Annotated in this window: 17 protein-coding genes; all 17 read right to left on the bottom strand. The window is 38.7% G+C overall.

Going from position 1 to position 13,748, the window contains the following annotated elements; all coding sequences use genetic code 11:
- Nucleotides 1-16: 16 nt before the first annotated feature.
- Nucleotides 17-1,237, bottom strand: coding sequence for a flagellar motor switch phosphatase FliY (fliY, locus tag IEW76_RS00085; RefSeq protein WP_188649755.1), 1,221 nt, complete (start codon nt 1,235-1,237; stop codon nt 17-19).
- On the bottom strand, nt 1,227-2,228 hold the full coding sequence (fliM, locus tag IEW76_RS00080) for a flagellar motor switch protein FliM (RefSeq protein ID WP_188649753.1): 1,002 nt from the start codon (nt 2,226-2,228) through the stop codon (nt 1,227-1,229). The genes fliY and fliM overlap by 11 nt, the downstream gene beginning before the upstream one ends.
- Before the next feature lie 34 nt (nt 2,229-2,262).
- Nucleotides 2,263-2,679: a flagellar basal body-associated protein FliL gene (gene fliL, locus IEW76_RS00075; protein ID WP_229721072.1), complete on the bottom strand. Its 417-nt coding sequence runs from the start codon at nt 2,677-2,679 to the stop codon at nt 2,263-2,265.
- A gap of 1 nt (nt 2,680) precedes the next feature.
- Nucleotides 2,681-2,896 (bottom strand): flagellar FlbD family protein, encoded by a 216-nt coding sequence (locus tag IEW76_RS00070; protein ID WP_188650468.1) that lies wholly within the window; start codon nt 2,894-2,896, stop codon nt 2,681-2,683.
- A 63-nt stretch (nt 2,897-2,959) separates the two neighbouring features.
- On the bottom strand, nt 2,960-3,856 hold the full coding sequence (gene flgG / locus IEW76_RS00065; RefSeq protein WP_188649751.1) for a flagellar basal body rod protein FlgG: 897 nt from the start codon (nt 3,854-3,856) through the stop codon (nt 2,960-2,962).
- Between the two features lie 90 nt (nt 3,857-3,946).
- Nucleotides 3,947-4,324 (bottom strand): TIGR02530 family flagellar biosynthesis protein, encoded by a 378-nt coding sequence (locus IEW76_RS00060; RefSeq protein WP_188649749.1) that lies wholly within the window; start codon nt 4,322-4,324, stop codon nt 3,947-3,949.
- A gap of 39 nt (nt 4,325-4,363) precedes the next feature.
- Nucleotides 4,364-4,813 carry a flagellar hook assembly protein FlgD gene (gene flgD, locus IEW76_RS00055; RefSeq protein WP_188649746.1) on the bottom strand — a complete coding sequence of 150 codons (450 nt, stop codon included), beginning with the start codon at nt 4,811-4,813 and terminating at the stop codon, nt 4,364-4,366.
- Nucleotides 4,814-4,822: 9 nt separating this feature from the next.
- Nucleotides 4,823-6,301 carry a flagellar hook-length control protein FliK gene (locus IEW76_RS00050; protein WP_188649744.1) on the bottom strand — a complete coding sequence of 493 codons (1,479 nt, stop codon included), beginning with the start codon at nt 6,299-6,301 and terminating at the stop codon, nt 4,823-4,825.
- Nucleotides 6,302-6,335: 34 nt separating this feature from the next.
- Nucleotides 6,336-6,908, bottom strand: coding sequence for a MotE family protein (locus IEW76_RS00045; protein ID WP_188649742.1), 573 nt, complete (start codon nt 6,906-6,908; stop codon nt 6,336-6,338).
- A 10-nt stretch (nt 6,909-6,918) separates the two neighbouring features.
- Complete coding sequence (gene fliJ / locus IEW76_RS00040) at nt 6,919-7,362, bottom strand: flagellar export protein FliJ (protein WP_188649740.1); 444 nt, start codon at nt 7,360-7,362, stop codon at nt 6,919-6,921.
- Nucleotides 7,359-8,663 carry a flagellar protein export ATPase FliI gene (gene fliI / locus IEW76_RS00035; protein ID WP_188650466.1) on the bottom strand — a complete coding sequence of 435 codons (1,305 nt, stop codon included), beginning with the start codon at nt 8,661-8,663 and terminating at the stop codon, nt 7,359-7,361. The genes fliJ and fliI overlap by 4 nt, the downstream gene beginning before the upstream one ends.
- Nucleotides 8,664-8,681: 18 nt before the next feature.
- A complete protein-coding gene (fliH, locus tag IEW76_RS00030) occupies nt 8,682-9,443 on the bottom strand; it encodes a flagellar assembly protein FliH (RefSeq protein WP_188649738.1) in 762 nt (253 codons plus the stop codon).
- Nucleotides 9,436-10,449, bottom strand: a complete 1,014-nt coding sequence (fliG, locus tag IEW76_RS00025) for a flagellar motor switch protein FliG (protein WP_188649736.1) — start codon at nt 10,447-10,449, stop codon at nt 9,436-9,438. The genes fliH and fliG overlap by 8 nt, the downstream gene beginning before the upstream one ends.
- A gap of 12 nt (nt 10,450-10,461) precedes the next feature.
- Entirely contained in the window at nt 10,462-12,066 is a 1,605-nt protein-coding gene (gene fliF / locus IEW76_RS00020; protein ID WP_188649734.1) for a flagellar basal-body MS-ring/collar protein FliF, read from the bottom strand.
- Between the two features lie 70 nt (nt 12,067-12,136).
- On the bottom strand, nt 12,137-12,439 hold the full coding sequence (gene fliE / locus IEW76_RS00015; RefSeq protein WP_188649732.1) for a flagellar hook-basal body complex protein FliE: 303 nt from the start codon (nt 12,437-12,439) through the stop codon (nt 12,137-12,139).
- Nucleotides 12,440-12,462: 23 nt separating this feature from the next.
- Nucleotides 12,463-12,918 (bottom strand): flagellar basal body rod protein FlgC, encoded by a 456-nt coding sequence (gene flgC, locus IEW76_RS00010; protein WP_188649730.1) that lies wholly within the window; start codon nt 12,916-12,918, stop codon nt 12,463-12,465.
- A 2-nt stretch (nt 12,919-12,920) separates the two neighbouring features.
- Nucleotides 12,921-13,313: a flagellar basal body rod protein FlgB gene (gene flgB / locus IEW76_RS00005; protein WP_188649718.1), complete on the bottom strand. Its 393-nt coding sequence runs from the start codon at nt 13,311-13,313 to the stop codon at nt 12,921-12,923.
- Nucleotides 13,314-13,748 lie beyond the last annotated feature (435 nt).

Below are 13,748 nucleotides of genomic sequence, written 5' to 3'. Positions count from 1 at the left end.
TCCTCCTAATAATTACTTACTGTAATTTTTTTAATCGCTCTTGCTGACTTAGTATTTCAGTCACCCGAACACCAAAGTTTTCATCAATAACCACCACTTCACCTTGTGCAATTGGCTTATCATTAACAAGAATATCAACTGGTTCGCCTGCTAATTTATCAAGCTCTACTATGGAACCCGATGATAGTTCAAGAATGTCTTTAATGGTCCGCTTAGTACGTCCTAATTCTACTGTGACTTTTAGCGGTATATCCATAAGCATATCGAGATTACGCTTTTCTTGTTGGTGAAGAGTTGTTGGTTCAAACTGACTAAACACGGCTTGTTGAACTTGGCTTGAATCTTCCTGGCTCATCCCCCCCATATATTGCGTTTCTCTTGGGGAAGGGGCTTCTTGTGACTGAGTGGTATATGGTTCAGAAGATTCACGGTGTGTCGCATCTTGTTGAGTCTGCTGATAGGCAGGCGGTGCGGAAGTATTCCCTTGTTCTACCTCACCAGCAGGTTTGGATTCATGATGTGTATCTACTTGCTGCAAGATATCACCCTCTTCAGAAGGGGGATTCAACAATTGATCTACCAATTCCCTGGCAAAGTCAATCGGCAACACTTGCATAATTCTAGAATCTATTAAGTCTCCAACCTTAATCTGAAAACTAACATTAACTAAATCTTCATCAGGTATTTGTTCCGTTCCTTCTCCTTCTTTTACATGAAGTAGGTCAATACTTGGAGGAGAAATATCTACACGTTTATTAAATACCGTAGACATACTCGTTGCAGCCGATCCCATCATCTGATTCATTGCTTCTTGTACGGCACTAAGATGAATTTCATTCATTTCATCAGTTGGTGAAGTTCCATCCCCGCCAAGCATTAAGTCTGCGATAATCGCTGCATCACTTTGTTGAATAACAAGTAAGTTCATGCCTGAAAACCCTTCTGTATATTCGACCTGAATCGCGACATTCGGTTCAGGAAATTCATCCGCCAAATTAGATCGTTTAATGATGGAGATTGTTGGTGTAGTTATGTCCACCTTTTGCATTAGAAGACTTGATAAAGCAGTAGCTGAACTACCAAATGAAATATTTCCGATCTCACCCAATGCATCTTGCTCTAATGTACTTAAATAATCCTCGGTTGAGGGTTGTGCATTATTCATATTACTTGTATCAGCGGTCCCATTTAATAAAGCATCTATTTCATCTTGGGACAGCATATCGTCACTCATCATCGTCGTCCCCCCCTTGGTATTCTTCTAATATTTGCACAGCTACTTTCTTTTTAATTTGTCCGGGCTGTGCTAAGAATTTTGTTTCTTCGTCTACTTGTATTCTTAATGGATCATCAATCAGTTGATCCAATTGAATCACATCGTCTTTTGCTAGATGATAAAGTTCGTCTACTGTAATTTCAGACTCACCTAGTAAAGCTTTGACATCTACCTCAGCCTTCTCAATCGTTTTGGAAAGTGAGTGATACTCCTCAGGACTGGTCTCTTGAGGTGTCTGTGTTTGCATCCAGTAGTGAACAGATAATTTCGGTATGATTGGCTCTAATACTACATGCGGAATGCAAATATTTATCATTCCAGAGGATTCACCGATTTCTGTGTTCAAAGATATTACGACTACTGTTTCATTTGGTGAAACCATTTGAAGGAATTGGGGGTTAACCTCAAATTCTTCTAGTTCAGGGTTAATATCTACCACAGAGCTCCAAGCCTCTTGAAGATTATCAATTGCTTTCTCAAAAAGTTGGGACATAATATTGGTTTCTATTTCCGTTAAACTTTCAACCTTGTTTACGCTGACACCTTTACCACCTAAAACCCGGTCAAGCATGGCGTATGCTATATTCGGGTTGGCTTCAAGTAGGATCCTTCCATCTAAAGGTTCTACCGAAAATACGTTCAATATCGTCATTTTGGGGATAGATCTAATAAATTCCTCATAAGGTATTTGATCAACTGAAGCAACAGAAATATGAATGTAGGTCCTTAACTGAGCTGAAAAGTACGTCGTTAATAGTCTCGCGAAGTTCTCATGAATTCTACCTAAACTTCTGATTTGATCTTTAGAGAACCTCAGTGCTCTTTTAAAATCATACACGCGGACTTTTCTTTCTTTCTCTTCCTTTTTTAAATCATCTGCATCCATTTCTCCTGTTGAGATCGCGGATAGCAATGCATCAATCTCATTCTGAGAGAGAACTTCTTCTGCCAAAACGTCACCTCCAATCAGGTGCTCTTCATTTTTATTATTGCAATACTTTCTTTATGGTGTAGACTTCCGTCACGACACCCTCTGTCATAAGTTCGTTCAAGCGTGTTTTAAGTGTTCCTTCTAAATTTTCGACCCCTGATTTAAATTCTTCTTCATTCATAGGAGATAATTGCTTAATTAAGATATTCTTTAATTGGAAGTCCCGTTTTTCTAACTCTTCTTTAGCGTCTTTGCTATCTGTTACGATTCTAAATTGAATGCGAACGAAGCGATCGTTTTGTAAATCTGTCGTAAGTTCATCTGTTTCAATCGAATACTCTCTTAATTCATCAATTGTTGGTTCGTCACTTGCTTGAGTACTAGAGTTCAAGACTAAGATAAGCGCAACGACTCCTCCTACAGTGATTACCACAAGACTGATTACCATTGCTTTTAGAGTTTTCGGGTTCAAGTTATGATCCCTCCTTTTGATTCGCGCTAATTGTAGCTAGCCCAATCTGTCTGTAGAACTGTTTGGTTAACGTAATGACTTCGTCTTCTTCCTCACGAACAAGAAGCTTCCGACCATTTGTTAACGTAATTGTTGTATCTGGATGAGCTTGGATTTGTTCTATGTAAATTGCATTCAAAGTAAATGAATCACCATTTAACCTGGTTAATGAAATCATTATGTATGAGAGAGACGTATGTAACGCCCCTCTACCTCCCTTTTTAGTCAGGATCAAATCTTTTTATCGCTTCAGATTCACTAGTTCTTGTAGAATCTCGTCAGACGTTGTGATAATACGTGTGTTTGCCTGAAAGCCACGTTGCGCGGTAATCATTTCTGTAAACTCTTCTGCTAGATCAACATTGGACATCTCAAGAGAGCCAGATACGATAGAGGCAGCCCCCTCTTCACCAGGAACAATTAGGTTATCAACTAACCCTGCATTATCCGTGTTGGTATAGTTATTTGCACCAGTCTTCTGAAGACCACCCGGGTTGGAAAATTTAGCAATCTGTATTTGACCAGCAGTTTGTGAATTACCATTTTGATCTATAAATTTAACTGTTCCATCAGTTTGAATACTGAAGCTTTGAGCACTCGGGTCTATTTGAATAGGGTTGTATTGAGTACCTGGCTGAACCGTCAAGTCACCATTAGCATCTGTATCATAGGTAGCATTTTCGCCAATAACATATTTACCGTCCGCATTTACGATATAGCCGTCATTATCTAAGTAAAAGTTCCCTGCTCTTGTATAGCTCAATTCTGCATCCATACCAGTAAGGCTAGTAGCTGTACTATTAGTAGTAGTTAAATCACCTTCACCTAAAACAAACATCCCATCTCCTTCCAATGACAAATCTAATGGTCTATTTGTAGTTTGACGGTTTCCTTGTGTATGGATATTATCAATTGTTCCTAGTTGCGAACCTAAACCAACTTGTGAAGGGTTAATTCCTCCTCGCTCGGCTAAAGGACCTTCTGCAGCTGAGAGATTTTGACTCATCATATCTTGAAAAGTCACTCTTCCCTTTTTATAACCCGACGTGTTCACATTAGCGATATTATTCCCAATCGTATCTAACTTCGTTTGCATACCTTTCATACCTGAAATACCAGCGTACATTGAACGTAACATGTAACATTCATCCCTTTCGGTTTTTAGTAGAACCATTAAACTCACTGCATCATTCAGTCCGCAGCGTTTAGGCCTCCCGCAGGTCCAGCCTTAGTCTTCCATAACGATCGTTCCGTTTATATTCGTAAAAATTTGTGACTTGGCTTCTTGTTTATTCATCGCCGTAATAACAGTATTGTTTTTTGTACTCACAACAAGCGCCTTATCTTTCATAAGAATAAGCGAATCAGTAACCCCTTTTTGCTTCGCTTCCCGGATTCGTTCCTCCATCTTTACCCATTCTGTTTCAGATATGTAAAGATTTCTTTCTTTCATTCGTAGTTTGGCGTGTTTACTTATCTTAATTTCGGATAATTCTTGCTGTAACACACTATTAAAAGAAGCATTCCCATTTTTAGCAGGTGTTCTCTTCGTGCTTGAAATGGATAGCGGAGGATGAGATTGTAACGAGTGGATTCTTGGATCCATGTTACCTCCTTCTTTCCTATTAATCTAAAATGTCTACATTTAATCTGTTTGGTCAGAAACTCTCATAATCTGCTCAGGAGATATCTTTTCACCATTTTTTAGTTCTAGCTCTACTGAATTCTGTTTTTTTGTAACTGCTAAAACCTCACTGGTTTCAGCGCCCATTACCGTACCGTTTTCATTTATAACTTCGTAGGAAACCTGATTACCAATCATCGAGCTATACTTCACAACTGGTGCAAAATTTTGTGCTTGTGTTAATTTTTCAATGGCTGTAGACATATTTGTCATTTGTTCAAGAGTTGAGAAGCTAGTCATTTGAGAGATAAACTCTTTATCTTTCATAGGACTAGTTGGGTCTTGGTTTTGAAGCTGTGTCATCAATATCTTTAAAAAATCATCTTTTCCTAACATGCTATTACTACCAGCATCGACTGATCTCGTTTGTTGCTGTGACTTTAAATAAAGAGAGGGATCAATAGTTGTCATCGTTATCACCTACACCTTTTCGTTCATTAGTACATCATGAAAACTTAGCGATTCATCATCTTCTTCACTCGCTGGATTAGAAGACTGCTCCTGTTGTCTATCCCTTTCCTGCTGTTGTTCTCCTTCTTTCTCAAAGGTAAACGACTGATCTAGTTGGGCAGAGAGATCTTGCTTCTCTATTTGAACCTGACTTGGTGTGAACATATGACGAAGCTGATTCAAATTTCCTTCTAACATTTCTTTGGCAGCTTGAGTACTAACCATGATTTTCACCATCATCTCACCATTTTGTTGAGTCATCTTCACCATCATGTCGCCTAGAGATCCTGGGTTCAATTTAATAGAAAGTTGGGACCCTGCTTTGTTCATATTGAAACGGCTTCGATTCATGATCTTTTGGAACTCTTCTATTAATTGTTTCGGCATACTTTGATCGCTTTGGCTACTCGGGTTCAACTTTATAACCATTTGCTCTTGCTTCGTCATCATCCCATCACCGGTTGGAGAAAACGAAATCGTTTTTAAGGAAGATTCTTTCTTAGCTTCAGAAAAGTCCCCGAGCCTTGACCATGAGTTTTCCATCCACTTACCAAACTCTGCTGATGTTACTTTGGCATTGTGACTGTATTTGTTAGTTATGGAAAGGTTTGAGCGTCTCCTTAAATTCATTAATGCTTGTTCGAAGCTTGCGAAAGCTTTTGGTGACGTTGTATCTTGCTTTACTTGTTGCAATAGTTGTTTAACATCAGTTGAAGCTGGGTTATTTTTTTCAATTTTTATTAGTTGTTCGGCTATAGAGGATAATTCTTTCAATTGTTTAGACATTTGAAGCGGGTTTTGCTCTTTGTTCCCTGTCAAAGACGTCGATAAATCTTGTAGCAATCCCTTAAGCTCAGTCGCTAATTTTTCAACCTTTCCACTTATGAGAGGGTTTGATTCTACAGTTTCTGACACGTTGAATGAATAGGTTATTGATTGAGGCATACTTAATGACATGGCTGATAGCTTTGGAACATCTTTTTTACTATTCGATTCTAGATTAGTTTCTAAATCTGAAAGCCATCCTTCTAGCGCTTCTAATTTTTCAACCAAATTGTTATCTAAAGAAAGATTACGATCCTTCCCGATTTCTAAAGCTTTTTCAAGGGATTGGATAAGACTCTCCACTCCTGCCTCCTCAGAAAGCGTGCTCATATTAGAAAGAACACTGCTTTGATTATCAGGAAGAGATTGAACGAATGCTTTGAGCTGATCAATTAGTGTTTTCAACTCTTTTCCCATTTGAGCAGGGTTCATTTCTTTGTTCAAAAGAAGTTTAATTTGCTTTAGCAATGATTGTGGTCCTTGTTTGTTTGAAGAAACCTCTCCAAGTAGAGATTGTAACTTGTTTGCAAAACCCTGTTCTGATTTAGCATTAGATATTAATGATTTATTGGCCCCGTTAAGATTTGTCCCTATTTGCTTTAGTAGAGTAACGCTTCCATTCATGACTTCACCTCCTTTCAAAGATTCATAGAATAACTTACCTATTCATAAGCGCGCTTGTTAAATTAGCTGCCTGTTCTGGATTTAGCGCCGCTAAAACTTTGCCCCGCTCATCACTTGGTAGCTTTTCTAAAAGATCAACAGATGATGCTTGATCTAGCTGTGACACAATAGCTGCCGCTTGTTCCGGGTCCATGTTCTTAAAGGAAGAAGACAGATCTGTCATAATATCTTCCTTATCCTTATCAGATATTTTTTTATCCTTTAACTCTTTAGTTAATTGATTAATTTCATTGTTTAATTCTTCAATTTTTTGATCTTTCACAGTGAGTTGAGATTTTAATTCATCAAGTTGAGCATTTTGGTCTTCAATTGTTGCCTTTAATTCCACAGCTTGACCTTCTGATTCTTTTGTAGTTTCTGTATTTAGTAGTGCGGATACTTTTGGTACATCATCAGCAAACTGCTTAGTTTTCTCAAATACATTTACACCTGCTACAGTCATAATAATAAGGGCTACGGTAACAGCTAGAATTAGTGGAATTAGGATTACAAACACAAACCATTGAACTTTACTTGATTTTTGTTTTGGCTTTTCAGTTATAGCCACGACCTTACACCTAATTTCCTTGATTAATATATTGTTGGACTGATATCTCATCCATCATTTTTTTATCAAAAGCTACTTGCTCTAACTCTCTTTGTTCAACCTTATGATTGATTAGCATTTCATACTTTTTATATTCGATATGGGATTCTGAGAGTTCCATTTGCTTCTGTTCCATTTCACTTCTTGCATTCTGAACTTGATGTTGAAGCTGTTCGATCTGTTTAGATAGCTGTTCTATATATGTGTGATAGTTATTTAAATCTATAATGCTTAATCCTTTTTTTACGGATGATTGATAAGCAGCTTCCGTATCCTCTTTTTTCTTCAACAACTCATAAAGACAGGTTGCCACGTACTCAAATTGATCCATGGAATCTTGATAGTTTTTTTGAGCGACGTGTTTATCTTTCTCTTTTAAATCTAATAGTTTATGAAATGTACGTAAGCTTGTCATCCTTGACCACCTCGACCTACTAATTGAATAAGTTGTTCAACGGCCTCAACATTTCGTACAGGCTCATGGGTTCCTTGTTTTAAGAAAGAAATAAGTTTGGGATGATATTGAATAGCTTCATCTACTTCTTTTGAACTCCCTTTTCGGTATGCGCCAATTTGAATAAGCTCTTGGTTTTCCTCATAGGTTGCTAGTAGATTTCTCATTCTAACAGCTGCTTCTAGATGCTCCTTGTCTGCTACATGGTTCATAACACGACTAATTGACTTTAATACATTGATAGCAGGGAACTGACCTTGTTCAGCTAATTTCCGATCTAATACAAAGTGGCCGTCGAGTATACCTCTTACAGTATCGGCTATTGGCTCATTCATATCATCACCATCTACTAAAACCGTATAGAAGGCTGTAATAGAGCCAGATGCATTCGTCCCTGTCCGTTCCAGAAGTTTCGGCAAGATTGCAAATACTGAAGGTGTGTATCCCTTAGTTGTGGGAGGTTCACCTGTAGCAAGCCCCACTTCCCTTTGTGCCATAGCCACTCTCGTAACAGAATCCATCATAAGGTTTACATCGTATCCTAAATCACGGAAATATTCGCTAATTGCAGTAGCGGTGTATGCTCCTTTAATCCTCATCAGAGCAGGTTGATCTGATGTAGCAACTACTACAATAGATTTCTTTAAGCCTTCCTCCCCGAGGTCCCTTTCGATAAATTCCCTTACCTCACGACCACGTTCACCTATTAAAGCAATCACATTAATGTCAGCCCCACTGTTTCTGGCAATCATGCCCATCAACGTACTCTTTCCTACGCCGCTACCTGCGAATATACCCACTCTCTGTCCTTTCCCCACGGTTAGTAATGTATCAATAGAACGAACCCCAACTTGTATAGGCTCTTCTATTGGAGGGCGTGATAACGGGTTTGGGGGGGATTGATCGGTTGGATAAGGTCTTAACCCCTTTAAGGAAGCTGTTTCATACATCGATCTACCTAAGGAATCGAGAACTTGCCCTACCATTCCTCTACCTACTTTTACTTGAAGAGGATCGCCTGTAGCTTCAACTAAACAACCAGGAGAAATATCGGTAATTTCAGAGTAGGGCATCAGAAGAACTTTCTCCTCAGAAAAACCTACAACCTCAGCAAGTATTGTCTCATCTTTTTTAGGACTAGAATGAATGACACAAACCTCTCCAACACTTGCTTCAGGTCCTTTTGATTCAATCATCAACCCTACAACCCTTACAATTTTTCCATATCGCTTATATGTATCAATGTCGTCGATCGCATCCATTAAATGACTTACATACACCTATTTGCCCTCCTCAAGTAAACGAAACAACTTTGACCGTAACTCTTCTAATTGACTGTCGATGCTCACATCTACTCTCCCATAGGATGATTCTAGATAACATTGGAATGGCTTTAAGTTTGTTTTAGGGTAAATGGAAAGTTCAGCCTGGTGATCCAATATAAGTTGTAATTCAGATTTTTGTTCTAACACTTGTTCATATTGATCAGGGTGTACATAAACTTGAAGCTGGTCACCATTGTTCCCTTCTTCAATTACAGCTCTTACAATAGGCAAATAACGTTCAGGGTTGTCTTCAAGCGTTTGATTCATAATCTTAGATGCGGCTTTCATACTTAAATGAAGGATAGCATCTTCACTATCATCTATTTTAGAACGGTAATCCAAATTAGCTTGGTTTATCGTCTCTTGAGCTTTTTGGACAAGCTCCTCGTACTGTCGGAATGCCTCTTGTTCACCCGATTGAAATCCTTCCTTATATGCCAACTTCTTTGTTGTTTCTATTAACTCATCTTTTTCTGTTTCCCAATCGTTTCGGAGAGATATAATTTTTTCTTCTGTTTCTTTTAAAAGACGGTCAGATTTCTCCTCGGCTTCCCGAAGTATTTGATTAGCATACTCTTTTTGGTCATTAGCGTCTTGGATAAGCGACGATGCTAGATTTGAAGATTGTTCAGAAGAAGGATCAATTTGGGATACATAGGTTTCAGAACGTATCGGTTTTATCCCAATTACACGACCAGCTTTATTATGGTTAGACAATGATATCGTCACCTCCGCCACGTGCGATAACAATCTCTCCAACCTCTTCTAACCTTCTAATAATGGAAACAATGCGAGTTTGAGACTCTTCAACGTCGCGCAACCGAACAGGTCCCATATATTCCATTTCTTCTTGGAAGGTTTCGCTCATGCGAGAAGACATGTTCTTAAACACAACTTCTTTTACTTCTTCGCTCGCAACTTTTAATGAGAGCATCAAGTCTTCATTATCTGCATCCCGAATGACTCGCTGAATGGCTCGATTATCAAGTGTAACGATATCTTCAAAGACAAACATACGCTTTTTGATTTCTTCAGCCAGTTCCGGATCTTGAATTTCTAATGAATCTAAAATGGTTCGTTCAGTGCTTCGATCTACACCATTTAAGACATTGACAACAGCTTCAATCCCACCCGTTTGTGTATAATCTTGTGTAACTGTTGCTGAAAGTTTTCTTTCTAGAATTTGTTCGACTTCATTGATTACTTCAGGAGAAGTAGAATCCATGATGGCAATTCTTCTTGCAATGTCTGCCTGCATTTCTTGTGGAAGTTCTGAAAGAATCTGAGCTGATTGCTCCGAGTCCAAATATGACAAAATTAGTGCAATCGTTTGAGGGTGCTCATTTTGTATAAAATTTAATATTTGAGAAGGATCTGCCTTTCTCGCAAAATCAAACGGTTTCACCTGAAGTGATGAGGTTAACCGATTAATAATATCAGAAGCTTCTTTATCCCCAAGTGCTTTTTCCAAAACCGTTTTAGCATACCCAATTCCACCTTGGGAAATGTAATCTTGTGCGAGAGCAATTTGATGGAATTGATCTAGTATCTCTTCTTTTTGATCTGGTTCTACTTTTTTGACAGACGAAATTTCTAGTGTCAGCTTCTCTATCTCTTCTTCCGTCAAATGTTTATAAACTTGCGCTGAAACATCCGGACCTAAAGATATGAGGAGAACGGCTGCTTTTTGTCTGCCTGATAGTCCTGATTTATGCTTTGCCATATATACTCACTCCTAATCTTCGGCGATCCATGAACGTAATAACTTAGCGAAATCCTCTGGTTTCTCTTTCGCCATACGCTCTAGCTGCTTGCGTCGTACAGAACTTTCCGTTTCTTCTGGTTCTTCCATAGCTGGAACCTCAACCGGTGTTCGCTCTTGCTCTACGTACCCTTCTGCTAGGTCTTCCTTTTTACGACCTTTTCTTACCAATGTCCATATTAAGCTTGCAATAACAACAAGTAAGATCCCCCCCGCAACGTAAGCCCAGACTGGTATAACAGGAGATGTTTTAGGATTAAATTGAGGTTTTCCGTTAAACTCTTGGAAAACGATTGAAACTTTATTTTGTGGCTCAACAGGTCCATATTCCTCGTCTATGCTTGTTGACACGATTGAGCTTAGAATTGATGTGATACTCTCGGATAATGTAGCCTGCTCTGCTGTAGATAGCTGCTCTATCGCCCCATCTTGGTTGGCTTCTTTGTTCTGATCGACAGCTACTTGAATACCGAGGTCTCTGATTTTGTAAGGGGATTCGACTATGTTACGTTGAATTCGATTAAACTCATTATTAATCGTTTCTTTCATCATTTCATAGTCACCGTTTCCAGCTTCAAGATCTTCACCTTGATAACCAGGCACATCTCCATCAGGAGTAACCGTTCCACCAGCATTTACATCACCAGGATCACCTGTATAGGTTTCTGTAATACGTTCAACGCTAACAGGAAGACCTTCTTCACCTTCTTCAGCAGGCTGTACAAGATTTTCAGTCCGTTTCTCTTGTGTGAAATCTACATCCGCAGTGACTGAAACCATCACTTTATCTTGTCCCATCATCATGCCAAGCATCTGTTGGACGCGTCTTTGAATGTCATTTTGTATATCATCTTTTACTGTTTGTTGGTATTCATACGATTGCCCTGAGGCAACTGAACCCGTTTTTTTTGGGTCAAAATACTTAAAGTTTTGATCCATAATGGCGATATTATCGGTAGGGAGATTTGGGATCGCTTTAGAAACAAGATGATACAACGACTGGATTTGATTTTCTTTTAGTTGGTAGCCCTGATTTACGTTGACGACGATTGAGGCTGACGCAGTTTGCTCCTGCTCCCCAACAAAGATCTTTTCCTTAGGCATGTTTATCATAACCTTAGCGTTCTCTATCCCCTCAATTTGCTTCATTAAAGTGGATAATTCTGTTTGCATAGCATCAAGTTTCATGACATCAAACTCATTATCTGTCATTCCCCAAGAAGTATTATCGCTGAAAAAACCATAATCAATGCTTCCACTATCAGGAAGACCTTGAGCAGCCAAGTCAACAAGTAAACCGTCCACAGTTGCTTCTGGCACCATTACTGTTGTACCTTGATTTCCCAATTCATATTTTACGCCTCTAGCATCAAGCTCCTCTTTTATTTGCCCTACTTCCTGAACGGATAAGTCATTATATAAAGGAACCAATTTTGGATTAGAGGCAAAAAGGCTAGCTCCAACGATCAGCGCTAATAGACCAATAACAGCACCAACCATAATACTTTTTTGAGGCAAACTGCGCCCCTTCCAAAATTCGCTAGTCTTGTATTTATAATCTTGTAGCTTTTCTCTCATAATAGCCCCCGTGCTGAACATCATCTAAATCATATAGTACCTTTTGTTTTATGTAATGATGTTGATTAAGTTATACTTGCATCCTCATTATTTCCTTGTAAGCATCAACCGCTTTCCCTTGCACTTCAACAGCTGTCTGTAAGGTGATACTCGCTTTTTTGGAAGCGATCATCACATCGTGTAGATTATCAATCTCACCTTTAGCAAGTTGTTCTGTCTTAATATTGGATTCGACCTGTGCGTTGTTCACATTTTTGATTGCATTCTTTAAGCTTGTCGCAAATGCGGACTGAGCTTCTTGTGGTGATATCTTCTTCGTATTTTGAGTAGTTTGTAAGGGTGCTTGACTAGCTTGTGATACTACGGGTTCCATACCTGCTCCCTCCTTGTCATTTCTTATCGACCGATCTCTAACGCTTTCATTAGCATACTTTTACTAGCATTAACAGCTGTAACATTCGCTTCGTACGATCTTGTAGCACTCATAAGATCAACCATTTCCTTTAACGGGTCTACATTTGGCTTTGCTACATATCCATTATCATCAGCATCTGGATGATTTGGGTTATACACCATACGAAAAGGAGATTCATCCTTTTGGATTTCAGAAACTTCAACACCCTCAGCAGGGGTATTACTAGACCCCATAGCCTTTTGTAAATGAGATTGAAATGTTTCTCCTTTAGGTTGAAATTCTACCATTTTCCTTCTGTAGGGCTCCCATTGGCCATCTTCAGTTTGGGTTGCCCTAGTTGTCTCTGCATTTGAGAGGTTTGATGAAATAACATCCATTCTAAGACGCTGAGCTGTTAACGCACTAGCACTTGCATTAAACGAATTAAATATTCCCAACGTTATCTTCCTCCTTTAATAACAGACTCTAAACTTCTGAACTTACCATTTAATCGATCAACCAATGCCTGGTAATAAATTTGGTTCTTAGCAAGGTCAGCCATCTCCTGATCAATATCCACATTATTCCCATTGTGGTTATATTGCGTACTTCCGTTTGAAGTTACTGAATATCGGGAAGAAGCATTAGAAGAGAATGGAATATGTTTGCTATTCGTTCGTTTAGCATCAATCGAGCTCATTTGTTTACTGAAAACATCTTTAAACTGTACATCTTTAGCTTTGTAATTTGGTGTGTCCACATTAGCAATATTATTACTTATTGTTTTGTTCTTAAGTGAAGCATAGTCCATAGATTTCTCGAGGGTTTGGATTGTACCACCGAACATTGTCATCTAGATCCCTCCTTTTTAGTAGAAAAATAAGTATCCAGACCTACATAATGCTAATTGTAAGAAAACGTCGAATTTTTGTCCATGAGATGGATTCCCTATTTATACATGATTTGTCATGGAAATTGGAATAATGTTAGTAATTTAGTCCTTGTATGTAGTTAAAAAGACCTATTACCGGGGGTATTTATGAGTTATTTACTATTTTTTTACCTTACTTCGCCACATCTATGTATCATTATGCCATAGCTCCGAATGAAAGAAAATGTCGAAAAAGGTAATTTAACTATTTCTAAACAATTTATGTTGTATAATCGAGTAGGAGGAGGTGACTAACCTCCGTCCTCTCACACCACCGAGCGTACGGACCCGTACTCGGCGGTTTCCCTAAGTTTGACGTAGAAATTTATATCGATGAGATAAACTACGAAGCCCTAG

The sequence above is a fragment of the Pontibacillus salipaludis genome, assembly GCF_014642405.1.
Classification (GTDB): domain Bacteria; phylum Bacillota; class Bacilli; order Bacillales; family BH030062; genus Pontibacillus; species Pontibacillus salipaludis.
The sequence above is the reverse complement of the archived record's forward strand: the minus strand, read 5'-3'. Positions and strand labels throughout refer to the sequence as shown.

What these genes read in the sequence shown, in the direction of transcription:
- fliY (WP_188649755.1), bottom strand. Translation starts at nt 1,237, where the DNA reads ATGATGAGTGACGATATGCTGTCCCAAGATGAAATAGATGCTTTATTA.
- IEW76_RS00070 (WP_188650468.1), bottom strand. Translation starts at nt 2,896, where the DNA reads ATGATTTCATTAACCAGGTTAAATGGTGATTCATTTACTTTGAATGCA.
- flgG (WP_188649751.1), bottom strand. Translation starts at nt 3,856, where the DNA reads ATGTTACGTTCAATGTACGCTGGTATTTCAGGTATGAAAGGTATGCAA.
- IEW76_RS00060 (WP_188649749.1), bottom strand. Translation starts at nt 4,324, where the DNA reads ATGGATCCAAGAATCCACTCGTTACAATCTCATCCTCCGCTATCCATT.
- flgD (WP_188649746.1), bottom strand. Translation starts at nt 4,813, where the DNA reads ATGACAACTATTGATCCCTCTCTTTATTTAAAGTCACAGCAACAAACG.
- IEW76_RS00050 (WP_188649744.1), bottom strand. Translation starts at nt 6,301, where the DNA reads ATGAATGGAAGCGTTACTCTACTAAAGCAAATAGGGACAAATCTTAAC.
- fliJ (WP_188649740.1), bottom strand. Translation starts at nt 7,362, where the DNA reads ATGACAAGCTTACGTACATTTCATAAACTATTAGATTTAAAAGAGAAA.
- fliI (WP_188650466.1), bottom strand. Translation starts at nt 8,663, where the DNA reads ATGGATGCGATCGACGACATTGATACATATAAGCGATATGGAAAAATT.
- fliG (WP_188649736.1), bottom strand. Translation starts at nt 10,449, where the DNA reads ATGGCAAAGCATAAATCAGGACTATCAGGCAGACAAAAAGCAGCCGTT.
- fliF (WP_188649734.1), bottom strand. Translation starts at nt 12,066, where the DNA reads ATGAGAGAAAAGCTACAAGATTATAAATACAAGACTAGCGAATTTTGG.
- fliE (WP_188649732.1), bottom strand. Translation starts at nt 12,439, where the DNA reads ATGGAACCCGTAGTATCACAAGCTAGTCAAGCACCCTTACAAACTACT.
- flgB (WP_188649718.1), bottom strand. Translation starts at nt 13,313, where the DNA reads ATGACAATGTTCGGTGGTACAATCCAAACCCTCGAGAAATCTATGGAC.